The sequence below is a fragment of the Ruegeria lacuscaerulensis genome (assembly GCF_013034685.1).
GTDB lineage: Bacteria > Pseudomonadota > Alphaproteobacteria > Rhodobacterales > Rhodobacteraceae > Ruegeria > Ruegeria lacuscaerulensis_B.
In genome coordinates this window covers 26,184-38,928 of sequence record NZ_WQGO01000013.1, presented here as the reverse complement: position 1 = coordinate 38,928, position 12,745 = coordinate 26,184, and the positions used below count along the sequence as shown (strand labels likewise).

At 57.8% G+C, this 12,745-nt stretch carries 13 protein-coding genes and 1 tRNA gene; 9 read left to right on the top strand and 5 right to left on the bottom strand.

Features of this window, described 5'->3' with window-relative positions:
- Positions 1-234: 234 nt before the first annotated feature.
- Positions 235-849, bottom strand: coding sequence for a protein-methionine-sulfoxide reductase heme-binding subunit MsrQ (msrQ, locus tag GOV80_RS20940; RefSeq protein WP_170787493.1), 615 nt, complete (start codon positions 847-849; stop codon positions 235-237).
- Between the two features lie 4 nt (positions 850-853).
- Positions 854-1,765, bottom strand: coding sequence for a protein-methionine-sulfoxide reductase catalytic subunit MsrP (msrP, locus tag GOV80_RS20935; protein ID WP_170787491.1), 912 nt, complete (start codon positions 1,763-1,765; stop codon positions 854-856).
- Positions 1,766-2,086: 321 nt separating this feature from the next.
- Here msrP and GOV80_RS20930 point away from each other — a divergent pair, with 321 nt between their 5' ends.
- Together GOV80_RS20930 and GOV80_RS20925 are read left to right on the top strand one after the other, a co-directional pair.
- Entirely contained in the window at positions 2,087-2,278 is a 192-nt protein-coding gene (locus tag GOV80_RS20930) for a hypothetical protein (RefSeq protein ID WP_170775519.1), read from the top strand.
- 246 nt (positions 2,279-2,524) lie between these two features.
- Positions 2,525-3,340: a cyclase family protein gene (locus tag GOV80_RS20925; RefSeq protein ID WP_170787489.1), complete on the top strand. Its 816-nt coding sequence runs from the start codon at positions 2,525-2,527 to the stop codon at positions 3,338-3,340.
- Positions 3,341-3,422: 82 nt separating this feature from the next.
- Here GOV80_RS20925 and clpB read toward each other — a convergent pair whose 3' ends face one another.
- Both clpB and GOV80_RS20915 read right to left on the bottom strand, forming a co-directional pair.
- Complete coding sequence (clpB, locus tag GOV80_RS20920; protein WP_170787487.1) at positions 3,423-6,041, bottom strand: ATP-dependent chaperone ClpB; 2,619 nt, start codon at positions 6,039-6,041, stop codon at positions 3,423-3,425.
- 127 nt (positions 6,042-6,168) lie between these two features.
- On the bottom strand, positions 6,169-6,489 hold the full coding sequence (locus tag GOV80_RS20915) for a hypothetical protein (RefSeq protein ID WP_170787485.1): 321 nt from the start codon (positions 6,487-6,489) through the stop codon (positions 6,169-6,171).
- Positions 6,490-6,633: 144 nt separating this feature from the next.
- On the opposite strand from GOV80_RS20915, the gene pyrF reads away from it, so the two are divergent.
- The gene (pyrF, locus tag GOV80_RS20910) at positions 6,634-7,338 is read left to right on the top strand and encodes an orotidine-5'-phosphate decarboxylase (protein WP_170787483.1); all 705 of its coding nucleotides are present in this window, start codon (positions 6,634-6,636) and stop codon (positions 7,336-7,338) included.
- Between the two features lie 358 nt (positions 7,339-7,696).
- Positions 7,697-8,950, top strand: a complete 1,254-nt coding sequence (locus tag GOV80_RS20905; RefSeq protein ID WP_170787482.1) for a DNA polymerase IV — start codon at positions 7,697-7,699, stop codon at positions 8,948-8,950.
- A 2-nt stretch (positions 8,951-8,952) separates the two neighbouring features.
- Here the strand turns inward: GOV80_RS20905 and GOV80_RS20900 are convergent, their stop codons facing one another.
- Positions 8,953-9,813, bottom strand: coding sequence for an N-formylglutamate amidohydrolase (locus GOV80_RS20900; protein WP_170787480.1), 861 nt, complete (start codon positions 9,811-9,813; stop codon positions 8,953-8,955).
- A 148-nt stretch (positions 9,814-9,961) separates the two neighbouring features.
- On the opposite strand from GOV80_RS20900, the gene GOV80_RS20895 reads away from it, so the two are divergent.
- From GOV80_RS20895 to GOV80_RS20875, 5 genes are all read left to right on the top strand, one after another.
- Positions 9,962-10,036, top strand: a tRNA-Val gene (locus tag GOV80_RS20895).
- Between the two features lie 90 nt (positions 10,037-10,126).
- A complete protein-coding gene (gene ykgO / locus GOV80_RS20890) occupies positions 10,127-10,252 on the top strand; it encodes a type B 50S ribosomal protein L36 (protein ID WP_005648635.1) in 126 nt (41 codons plus the stop codon).
- Positions 10,253-10,573: 321 nt separating this feature from the next.
- Complete coding sequence (locus GOV80_RS20885) at positions 10,574-10,975, top strand: DM13 domain-containing protein (RefSeq protein WP_170775506.1); 402 nt, start codon at positions 10,574-10,576, stop codon at positions 10,973-10,975.
- Positions 10,976-11,053: 78 nt separating this feature from the next.
- Positions 11,054-11,434 carry a hypothetical protein gene (locus GOV80_RS20880; RefSeq protein ID WP_170775504.1) on the top strand — a complete coding sequence of 127 codons (381 nt, stop codon included), beginning with the start codon at positions 11,054-11,056 and terminating at the stop codon, positions 11,432-11,434.
- Positions 11,435-11,624: 190 nt separating this feature from the next.
- Positions 11,625-12,641, top strand: coding sequence for an extracellular solute-binding protein (locus GOV80_RS20875; protein WP_170775502.1), 1,017 nt, complete (start codon positions 11,625-11,627; stop codon positions 12,639-12,641).
- Positions 12,642-12,745: the final 104 nt, after the last annotated feature.

The following is a 12,745-nucleotide window of genomic DNA, read 5'->3' as shown; positions in this document are numbered from 1 at the left end:
CCGTCAGCACCGTCTCCAGCGCCCCAGCACCGCCTCAGCAGCGCCGGTGAAGGGGGTTCTAAGGTTTACCCCGGAAAGCCGCAAGCAGAAAATCTGGAAAAATCGGAAAAAACTCTGTTTGAAAAAATTTCGACGTATTTACAGTAACTTACCGAAAACTCCCTTCCCAAAACGAACACCCCAGGCCACCGTTTCGACGTGCATCCCAGGTTTTGCACAGGCTTACCCACAGACTCAGGCGGAATCGACCTGTCGGAATCGGTTGAGTGGGTTCGACAGCGGCAGACGCAGGGCCAGAAGGCCCAGAATCACGCTCAGATAGATCAGTGGCTCGATCTGGAACCCTTTCGCCAGCATCACGTAATGCAGCCCGCCCAAAATCGCAGCTGGATAGACCAGACGTTGCAGAACGCGCCAGCGTGGACCCAAACGGCGCACCGACAGATTATTTGAAGTCACAGCCAGGGGCAGCAGCAGAAGAAATCCGGCCATGCCCACCGTGATATAGGGACGTTTGAGGATGTCGGCCCAGATCTGGCTCGGCAGTTGCACATCCAAAACCAACCATACCAACAGATGCAGACTAACATAAACGAAGGTCAGCACCCCCAAAGCGCGACGGAACTTCGTCAGGTTCAGTCCCGAAAACCGCCGCAACGGGGACACCGCAAGCACGACAATCAACAGCTGTAACGCCAACTCGCCATAGCGATGTTCCAGCGCCTCAATCGGGTCAATACCCAGCCCTCCGGTCAAACCCTGATAGAACAGCCACGGTGCCGGGATCAGGCCCAGCAGGTAGACAGCCCAAACAGGCACTCGGCGGAGTATCTGGTTCACGGTCTGCATGCGCCTAATAGTATTCCGACAGATCCATGCCTTCGTAAAGACCGGCGACTTCGGCCTCGTAGCCGTTGAACATCAGTGTCGGAATACGTTTCGAGAACAGCCCGCCCCCGATGGTACGTTCCGACGCCTGAGACCAGCGCGGGTGATCCACATTCGGGTTCACATTACTATAGAAGCCATATTCGCGCGGATTGGCCATGTTCCAACTTGTCGGAGGCTCAACGTCCGTCAGGGTAATCCGAACAATCGACTTGATCGACTTGAAGCCATATTTCCACGGCACGACGAGACGCAGGGGCGCGCCGTTTTGGTTCGGAATTGGACGATCATAGATGCCTGTCGCCATGATCGTAAGCGGGTGCATCGCCTCATCCAACCGCAATCCTTCGCGATAAGGCCAATCGAGCACCGGGTATTGCACGCCGGGCATCTCATCAGGACGGTATGCGGTTTCGAAGGCAACAAACTTGGCTCCTTCCTGCACTCCGGCCATGTTCAGCAGATCGGCCAGCTCAAACCCGTTCCAGGGCACCACCATTGACCAGGCCTCGACGCAGCGAAAACGATAGATGCGTTCTTCGACCGTCATCTCAGACATGATGTCCTTGAAATCATATTCGCCGGGACGGTCGACCAATCCATCGATCTGCACGCTCCAAGGCTCTGTGACCAGCGTATGGGCGTATTTCGCAGGATCATCCTTGCGCGTACCGAACTCATAATAGTTGTTGTAAGACGTGATCTCTTCCCAGGTGTTGGGCACCAGATCCTCGGCCGCCTCTTCGGCCGCACCTTTCTGCGCCATCCCTGCCAAGCCGACACCTGCAAGCCCGGCCATCACCTGCCTCCGGTTCATAAACGCCGCCCGAGGGGTAACGTCTGCACGTGTCAAATTATTGGTCCAGCGATGCGCCATCTGCGTCTCCGTGATCGTTCTGTAATAGAGTCCAATTAGTGCGCTCATAGCACAGGACCAAGGCAACATGCGTCACGATTGGGAGAAGAGGCTGTAATGTATCCGCCACTCGGGAAACTCATATTGAGAGATAACGGTACAGATTCGCGCGTTTTGACCAATAAGACCTAGCGTCAAGGTTGATATTCCCGCTAGCCAATGCCCAATCCGGAAGCGTAAGTTTTCTAAGGGCGCGAAGGGACAGAGTAGGCTGCCGTATATGGCTGGCATCGCAGTTGGCGCCAAGGGAAACGACGAGAATACGATCGGAAAGGACGAGACATGAAAACGAAAATGCTTGCGGGCTTGTCGCTGGTGCTGTTCATCGCTGCCTGCGCTGAGAATGAAACATATCCCATCAGCGGCTGCGATTCGAATGAAACATTCCCCGTAACCTGCGAGGAAATCGGCGACGACACTGGCCTGGACGAAAGCAACGCTCAGGATCTGAACGCCCTTCCGTCGGGCACCTGATCACGCATGATCTAAAAACCGAACACGTCGATGTTCGCACAATAACCCGCCATTCATCGGCGGGTTATTCGTTTTCAGCCCACCAGTTTCTCCCAAAATATCCTTTTAATTCAATAATATGAATTTTAAATTTAACAGATTAAGCCTTTACAGGCCATTTCCCAGCCTTGCACTCTGCTTGCCGGGTACGCTGAAAATTCGAATGATCAGCCCCCGGATCGAACGCTGGACAGGGAGAAGACGAATATGTGCGACATCTGTGTAATGAACGCGGTCAAGGACCGAATGCTTTCACGGCGCAGTTTCTTCAAGGCCGCCGCTGCGTCGGGTGTGGCCGTTGCCGCCGGAGGGGTCACCGCACCCGCCGCTATGGCCTCAGGGCATGGCAAGGTCGAGGATATGACCCACACGATCAGCCCGGATTTCCCGACCTATTTCGGAGAGCCGGGCTATTCCGCCGAACAAATCTACAACTTCGGCGAACACGGCTTCAATCTTCAGCGGATCACAGTGAACGAACATACCGGCACCCATGTCGATGCGCCACTGCATTTCTCGGCGGATGGGGCGTCGGTGGATGAAATTCCGGTCTCTGACCTGATCGCCCCACTATGTGTGGTCGATATTGCCGCCCGCGCGGCTGAGGACGCAGATACGCTGCTGACACCCGATGACCTAAAGGCATGGATGGCCAGTCACGGCGATATTCCGGACGGGGCCTGTGTGGCCCTGTATTCTGGCTGGGCCGCCAAGGTCGACAGCGACGCCTATCGCGGGTTTGACGGGCAGGCACAGCACTATCCCGGTTTCCACGTCGAGGCGGCACAGATGTTGATCGAGGAAACTGGTGCACGCTCAATCGCCTCGGACACGCTGTCACTGGACCACGGCCCCTCGGCAACCTTTGATACGCACTATGCGTGGTTATCCACCGGTCGTTTCGGGATCGAAAATATCGCCGGGCTGGACCGCATTCCGGCCTCTGGCGCAACGCTCGTCGTCGGCGCGCCGACACATGCGGGCGGAACCGGCGGACCCGCGCGCATTTTTGCGATGGTTTGACAAGTTCTGTCAAACGATTGCCAGTGGAAAGAGCTCTACGAAACAGAAAAACCCGCCGTGAAGGCGGGTTCTTCCTTTTGCCTCAGTGCACGACCGCGTCATTTGGCCTTGGGCGGTCCGAGGTGCCCAGGCGGTCGCCGATGATCAGGCCATCCGAACCTGCCGAGACCGGGACGGTTTCACCATCCTTGATTTCACCGGCCAGCAACGCCTCGGCCAGCGGGTTCTGAAGCGCGCGTTGGATCACGCGTTTCAGCGGACGCGCGCCAAAGACCGGGTCATAGCCTTCATCGGCCAACCATTGCTTGGCACCATCGTCCAAGGCCAGCTCGATCTTGCGGGCGGTCAGACGTTTCTGCAAACGCGCCATCTGGATATCGACGATGCCATCCATATCGGCCCGCTTGAGCCGATCAAAGATGATCGTCTCGTCCAGACGGTTGAGGAATTCGGGCCGGAAATGGGCCCGGACCGCATCCATCACATCGCGCCGCGCCTGCGCGCTGTCTGCGCCTTCGGGCAACTGGCTGAGCGCCTGAGACCCAAGGTTCGACGTCAGGATGATCAGCGTCTGCTTGAAGTCCACGGTGCGGCCCTGACCATCGGTCAGAACGCCATCGTCCAGAACCTGCAACAGCACGTTGAACACATCCGGGTGCGCCTTTTCGACCTCGTCAAACAGCACGACCTGATAGGGCCTGCGCCGCACGGCCTCGGTCAGCACGCCACCTTCGTCATACCCTACATAGCCCGGAGGGGCACCGATCAGACGGGCGACCGCATGCTTCTCCATGAACTCGGACATGTCGATGCGCACCATCGCGTTGTCGTCGTCGAACAGAAAGTTCGCCACGGCCTTGGTCAGCTCGGTCTTACCCACACCAGTCGGGCCGAGGAACAGGAACGAACCCAAGGGGCGGTTCTCGTCATTCAGGCCAGCCCGCGCACGGCGCACGGCGTTGGCGACGGCGGTGACGGCGGCATCCTGACCGATCACGCGGGAATGCAGGTCGTCTTCCATCCGCAGCAGTTTCTCGCGCTCGCCTTCCAGCATCTTGGCTGTCGGGATACCGGTCCAACGCTCGACCACAGACGCGATCTGAGCGGGCCGCACGGTTTCTTCGGCCATCATCGCGTTGCTTTCGGCGTTCTCAGCGTCGGTCAGCTTTTTCTCAAGCTCGGGGATAACGCCATAGGACAACTCACCCGCCTTGGCGAGGTTGCCTTCGCGCTTGGCAATCTCAAGATCAGCCCGGGCCTTGTCGAGCTGTTCTTTCAGATCACGCGCACCCGCGAGCTTATCACGCTCGGCCTGCCACTGGGCGGTCATCTCGGCGGACTGCTCTTGCAGATCGGCCAGGTCCTTTTGCAAGGTTTCCAGACGATCCTTCGAGGCCGCGTCATCTTCCAGCTTCAGCGCCTCTTCCTCGATCTGCATTTGCAGAATCTGGCGGTCCAACTGGTCCAGTTCTTCGGGCTTCGAATCCACCTCCATCCGCAGACGCGACGCTGCCTCATCAACAAGGTCGATGGCTTTGTCGGGCAGGAAACGGTCGGTGATATAGCGATGCGACAGCGTCGCCGCCGACACCAACGCCGAGTCGGAAATGCGCACGCCGTGGTGCAGCTCGTACTTTTCCTTGATGCCGCGCAGGATGCTGATCGTATCCTCGACCGTCGGCTCCTGTACCATCACGGGCTGGAACCGGCGCGCAAGGGCCGCGTCTTTTTCGACGTATTTGCGGTACTCATCCAGCGTGGTCGCGCCGATGCAATGCAGCTCACCCCGCGCAAGCGCTGGCTTGATCAGGTTCGCCGCATCCATCGCGCCGTCGGATTTACCAGCGCCGACCAGCGTGTGCATCTCATCAATGAACAAGATGATCTCACCCGCCGCTTCGGTCACTTCGGTCAGCACGGCCTTGAGGCGTTCTTCGAACTCGCCACGGTACTTCGCACCGGCAATCAGCGCTCCCATGTCGAGCGCAAGCAGCTTCTTGTCCTTCAGCGATTCTGGCACGTCACCGTTAATGATGCGCAGGGCCATGCCCTCGGCGATCGCGGTTTTACCCACGCCGGGCTCACCGATCAGAACCGGGTTGTTCTTGGTTCGACGCGACAGAACCTGCATCGAGCGGCGGATTTCCTCATCCCGCCCAATGATCGGATCGATCTTGCCTTCGGCCGCAGCCTCGGTCAGATCGCGCGCATATTTCTTGAGTGCGTCATAGCCTTCTTCCGCCGACGCGGTATCGGCTGTGCGCCCCTTGCGGATATCGTTGATCGCCTCATTCAGTTTCTGCGCGGTCACGGCACCATCTTCCAAAGCCTCTTTAGCCTTGGATTTCACCATGCACAGCGCCATCAGAATGCGTTCGACAGGGACAAAACTGTCGCCCGCCTTGGTTGCAATCTTTTCGGCCTCGGCAAGAACCTTTGCGGTCTGGCCGTCCAGATAGACCTGACCTGTGTCGCCTTTGACCTTTGGAATGCGCGCCATCGAAGCGTCCAGCGCATTCACCACACGGCTGGGCGCACCACCGGCCCGCGTGATCAGGTTGCTGGCCAGCCCCTGATCGTCATCCATCAATGCTTTCAGCAAATGTTCGGGCGTCAGACGCTGATGCTCTTCCCGCATCGCAATAGACTGCGCCGCTTGCACGAAACCCCGTGCCCGCTCGGTGAACTTGTTCAAGTCCATTTTATTCTCCTTTTCCAAGCGCCCTGTTTTGATGCGCCCGCCTGGCGGCACGCGTCGGTTTTGGGCCTCACATTCAATCTGGGAAATATCTGTCCCGGTTCAAGAGGGAGACGCACATATTCGACCCCTATCTGCGCGGCACGGAATAGACCGCATAGCCCCCCGTTTCCGCCACCTGCCGCGCGCCGTACATGTCGACCAGAGACTGAGCCGCACTGCTGCCTTCGGGGCAAGACACCAAGTCCGCCGCATCGTCCAGAAAGTCGACGGTAAAGGCCGTCTCACCGGTGATCTGACAATCGTCATCGGTCGAACGATACCCCCGCACCAGACGTAGGTTTTCGTTGGTGGGCGTTTTGACCACTGTATCGGCTGCTTCGGTTTCCAGCGGCATGTCCTGACATCCTGCCAGCACCAGAGCAAACGCGGTGGGCGCAAGTTGTTTCATTTGCAAATCCGTTCCTTCAATGTGCGAATAGTATAGCACAACCTGAATGCGCTGCCGTGATCTGAATCACCTACCCATCCCACATGGACACAGAACTCTAAACCCGCTAGGACGCAGACGTTTGCCAAAAAACGGAGCGCCCTCATGTCCGACGACCGCCTTATCGTAGCCCTAGATGTCCCGAACGCCCTGCAAGGTCTGGCTATGGCCGAGCGGCTGGGAGACAGCGTTTCCTTCTATAAGATCGGGCTTGGCATGCTAACGGGCGGCGGGTTGGCGCTGGCCAATGAGCTGAAGCAGGATCACGGCAAGCGCATCTTTTTGGACATGAAGCTGTTCGACATCGGCAACACGGTCGAAAACGCGGTGCGTGGACTGGCGCAGTTCGATCTGGATTTCCTCACAGTTCATGGCGATCCCCACGTGGTGCGCGCCGCGAAAGAGGGCGCCTCGGGCAAGGATCTAAAGATCCTGGCTGTAACCATCCTGACCTCGCTGAACCGCGAAGATCTGGACGCCAGTTTGCTGAAGCCGGGCGATGTGCAGGAGCTGGTGGTGGAACGCGCAGCCAAGGCGCTTGAGGCCGGCGCTGATGGCGTCATCGCCAGTCCGCAAGAGGCTGCGCTGATCCGCGCCCTGCCCCAGGCCGAAGGTCGATTGATCGTCACCCCCGGCGTGCGCCCGGCAGGGGCTGCGCTTGGCGATCAGAAACGCGTTGCCACCCCAGCCAGTGCTATTGCAGATGGCGCAGACCACATCGTTGTGGGCCGCCCGATCTATCAGGCAGAGGACCCGAAAGCCGCCGCCCAAGCGGTTCTTGCCGAGTTAAATTCCTTGACACGGCACTAAACGCGGACGTTAGAAACCGCCAAAAACACCGGTTTCTGGCTGCCAAGCAGTTGACCTAACGTCACTTTTAATGAAAACCGCGCCAAATCGTCCCTGTGCCCGAAAACACACATGAAAACTGCCTGTTTTCCTTGTGTGAACTCGATCCTATCGAAACCTCTGTTTTTCAGCGAATCTGGTCTCGTGATACTCCCCGCGGACCGTCTCTTCCTGAGGTCCGTCACCTCCCCCCGCAACGCGCGGGGGGTCTTCTTTTCCACCAGATCGCACCTGGATTCCGGCCTTGGGCTTTTGCGTGGCGGTGGGGTTGGTATAGTCGCGCTCATGAACCGATCGCTTTGAAGGCGGGAAGACATCCATGCCCGGTCTTTGCCGAGATTGCCTGACCACAGTCACCGATGACAGGCGCTGCCCCGCGTGTGGCAGCCCGCGGATCAAGTCGCATCCAGAGCTGTTCGACCTGACAATTGCGCATATGGATTGCGACGCCTTCTATGCCTCGGTCGAAAAACGGGACAACCCAGAACTGGCCGATAAGCCGGTCATCATCGGTGGCGGTAAGCGCGGGGTTGTGTCCACGGCGTGCTATGTGGCCCGTATTCGCGGTGTGCGCTCGGCCATGCCCATGTTCAAGGCGTTGCAACTCTGCCCTGATGCGGTGGTGATCAAACCACGCATGTCCGTCTACGCCGAGGTTTCGCGCGAGATCCGCAAGATGATGGATGAGCTGACGCCTATCGTTGAACCGCTATCGCTGGACGAGGCCTTCATGGACCTCTCTGGCACCGAGCGCCTGCACGGTGCGCCACCGGCGGTGATGCTGGCGCGTTTGGTCAAGCGCATGAAAGACGAGCTGGGCGTGACCGGGTCAATCGGGCTTTCGCACAACAAGTTTCTGGCCAAGGTAGCCTCGGATCTGGACAAGCCACGCGGGTTTTCAGTGATTGGCCGGGCTGAGACCGCAGAGTTTCTGCATGACAAACCAGTGCGCCTGATCTGGGGTATCGGCCCCGCCGCGCAGGAATCGCTGGACCGTGCCGGCATCCGCAGTTTCTCGGACCTGTTGCGCTGGGATCAGGAGGCGTTGACAGCCAGATTTGGAGCGATGGGCTATCGGCTGTGGCATCTGGCCCGCGGTCAGGACAAACGCCGCGTTTCGGCCCATGAACCGATGAAATCCATCAGCAATGAGACGACCTTTTTCGAAGACACCGCCAGCCTCGACATTCTGGACGGGCACCTATGGCGCGTGTCGGAAAAGGTCGCCGACAGGGCCAAGGCCAAAGGGCTGGCCGGGCGGGTCGTGACTCTTAAACTGAAACGAGCCAACCACAAGATCATCACGCGACGGGTATCCCTGCGGGACCCGACCCAGATTGCTGATCGTATATATCGCACGGCGCGCGCGCTATTCGATCAAGTTGGGGATCAGGGGCCATACCGGTTACTGGGCTGTGGTCTGTCGGATTTGTGCCCGGAACATCAGGCCGATATCTCGGGCGATCTGCTGGATCCTGGTGCCGCCCAAAGATCACAGGCCGAGCGTGCCACGGACGAAATTCGCCGCCGCTTCGGGACCGACGCTATCGTGAAAGGACGGGCGCTGCGCTGATCCTATTCGGCCGCCAGACGCAGGGGCTCTTCGCCGATCTGGACGACATCGCGGATGACCTGCCGCAACAGTGTGCGGAACTCGGCGAAATTGCCGTTAGGTTCGATCCGGTCTTCATCCATATATAGCGCTCGGTCGATCTCGATCTGAACCGCATGTTGGTTGCGCGCGGGGCGTCCATAGGTTTGGGTCACATAGGCCCCCGCAAACGGAGCGTTGCGCACGACCGTCAGGCCGGCGGCGACAAAGGCCGCTTCGATCCGGTCAACCACCTCGGTTGAGGCTGACGCACCAAACCGGTCGCCGAGCACAACTTGCGGCCGTTTGGCTTTGGGGCCACTGGCCATGGCAACCGCCTCGTGCGGCATCGAGTGGCAATCAATCAAAACCGCCTGCCCGAACTTGGCATGCGATTCGGCCAAAAGTGATTTCAGGCGGGCGTGATAGGGACGCCAGCACGTGTCGATCCGCAGCCGCGCCTCGTCCATCGTCAGCTTGCCACGGTAAATCGCGCGCCCATTTGCCACTACGCGGGGAATCACGCCCAGGCCCGAGGCAACACGCGGATTGTGCCCTTGCCGCCGCGCACCTTGGATCAGCGCAGGATCCAGTTCCTCTGAACTGCGGTTGAGGTCCAGATACGCCCTTGGTTTCGTGGCCGATATCAGCGGTGCCCCGAAATCTGCAACAGGCGAGAACAGCTGATCGACAAACGCATCTTCCGAGGACCGAATCGCATTTCGGTTCAAAACCGTGCGTTTCAGCAAGCTTTCGGGATAGTTCCGCCCGCTATGCGGAGACGAAAACACCACACAAGACGTGCGCTTGGCGGGCATATCCAGTACATAGGCGGCGTTCTGCATGGTGACTCCTTGTTCGGACTGAACATAGACTGGAAAATAGTTCAACCAAACCCCTTGAACCCCTTTGCGACTCCTTTTATAGACCCCGCTACCGGCGCGGGGATCCGCGCCCCATTTCGTTATGGGGCAGGGCACGCAAAGGGAAAGTGGGCGGTTAGCTCAGCGGTAGAGCACTTCGTTGACATCGAAGGGGTCACAAGTTCGATCCTTGTACCGCCCACCATGATTTCACTGTTCCGGTTTTCCGGGACACCCGCTAACCCAGGCGCTGGCCACGTCCTTGATGAAGGCGCCGCAGATTGGAGACAGACCCATGAAGGTCAAGAACTCGCTCCGCTCGCTCAAGAACCGGCACCGCGATTGCCGGGTTGTGCGTCGCAAAGGCCGCGTCTACGTGATCAACAAGACGCAGCGCAAGTTCAAAGCTCGCCAGGGCTAAGAACGGCACGAACCGATTTGAAAAAACCGCGCCTTTGGGTGCGGTTTTTTTGTTGACGCGTGAAAACTCGGAAATTGGTGATTTTGCTCAATTCCCGTCCGCGCGTGCTGAAACACCAAACGCCGCGACACCGCATCTCTGCGACCCCTTTGATACAGCTATATTTTTCGCGGGTTCTCTCACACCCCGCGGGCCGTTCTATTGATGTATTGGGGTGTTTTTGTTTCAGATGCTCACATTCCCTCGACGCGATGTGAATTGGCAGCGCCCACTTAGTCTGCGCAGCATCTTGCAGTCGTTGAACGAGATAGGAAATTCGCCATGACAATCAAACGCCGCCAATTCGTGAAACTGGGGCTGGCTTCCGCTACCGCAGTCGCACTGGGAACGCCGTCTGCATTCGCCGGGGATAAGGAACGCACCGGCAGCCTCTCCGGTCGCAGCGGCTATAAGGTGAAGGGAACAGTTTCCGTATCCGGCGACACCGTCACCCTCAAGAGCGACTATGTGTTCGACCCCAACAAGAACCCGCCGGATATCAAGATCGGCTTCGGCAATGGTGAGAAATACGCAAAGGGTTCGAAGATCCACGACAAACTGACCGTGAAAAAGGGCGAAGCATCGTTCAAGATCCCGGCTGGAATCGACGTTTCGAAATACAACGAACTTTACATCTACTGCGAAAAGTTCACTGTGATTCTGGCAGTTGCACCGCTCAGCTAAGCCACGTACACGCTTTTTTTCGAGATCCGCCTGCACATGTGGGCGGATTTCTTTTTGCCCAAGTCACCGAGGGTAGACGTGTATAGTCAGGATTCCTTCTTTGATTTATCGACAAGGGGACAGGTGGGGCTTGCGTTGCTCAGCCTCATTCTGTTTGTCCTGATGGTGTATCTGACCCGGCGTGGTTTGTATCGATTTCCTTTTTGGGCAAGGATGTCCGGGGCTATGATCCTCTTTTGGCTGTTCGTGTGGGTTTCGCCGCAAATCTACTACATGTATTACCGCATGATCATTCCGGACTTGCCCCTTCAATGGGTCATCTGGCCACTACGAGACCCGGTTAAACCGCTGCAGATGCTGCTCTTCTCGTATCAGAGCACCCTCAGCTCGCATGGCCAGGGTATCCTCGGTTGGGCAATCATTCTGGCAGCTACCCTTCCGCGCTCGCGATCCATCTAAAGGGTTGTGGAAATAGAAACCGGCCCCCGCCCGAAACACTACACTCAATAATCAGAATCAGGCCGCACTTTGCCAGCGACCATTTGACCAACTAATTTTGTCGGAATTCCTTGCATCCCAGTCAGAATCGTTTAATTGACCAAATCAGTCGGGTTATCACCCGCCACGACATTCAAAGTTGGGACATATGATGCTGAAATCCTCTACCTGTATCGCCGTCGCGCTGACGGCCCTGATTGCCACCTCTGCTGCTGCCGAGGGAGAGCTGAACCTTTATTCTTCGCGCCACTACGACACGGACGAACGCCTCTATTCCGATTTTGAAGAGGCCACAGGCATCACCATCAACCGCATCGAAGGCAAGGCCGACGAATTGATTGCACGTATGGAAGCGGAAGGCGCGAACTCTCCCGCCGATATCCTGCTGACCGTTGACACTTCGCGTCTAGCGCGCGCCAAGAATGCAGGCATCCTGCAAGCCATCGACAGCGCGGTTCTGGAAGATCGCATCCCGGCCAACCTGCAAGACGAAGACAATCAGTGGTACGGTTTCTCGCAGCGCGCGCGGATCATTTTTTTTGATAAGGCCGACGTGGCAACCCCGCCCGCCAGCTATCTGGATCTGGCCAAACCCGAATACAAAAGTCTGATCTGCATCCGGTCGTCCAGCAACACCTATAACCAGACTTTGCTGGCCTCAATCATCACCAACCATGGTGCCGAGGCAGCCAAGACCTGGGCCGAAGGCGTTGTCGCCAACATGGCGCGTGACCCGCAGGGCGGCGATACCGACCAGCTGCGCGGGATCGTTTCGGGTGAATGCGAGATTGCCGTTTCGAACTCGTACTACTTTGCCCGCGCGCTGCGTAAGGACGTGAAGGGCCTGAGCGCAGATATCGACATGATCGGTATTCAGTTCCCCGCGCAAGACGCGGAAGGTGCCCACATGAACCTGTCGGGTGCAGGTGTTGCTGCCCATGCCCCAAACAAAGAGAACGCGGTGAAATTCCTGGAATACCTCGCCAGCGAACAGGCGCAGGTCTATTTCTCGAACGGCAATGATGAATTCCCCGCCGTCGAAGGCGTGGCGCTGGCCGACAACGTCGCTTCGCTGGGCGAGTTCAAAGCGGACGAAGTGAACCTGTCCGAGGTCGCCAAGAACATCCCCGAGGCACAGAAGATCTTCAACGAGGTTGGCTGGAAATAATCCTTCAATCCGGCGAGTGAGGGAAGAGCGCGGTTTTCCGCGCTCTTTTCTATTTACATCACATTATTTTAAAACGAATATCTCACAAACGGAAATGATTCTCA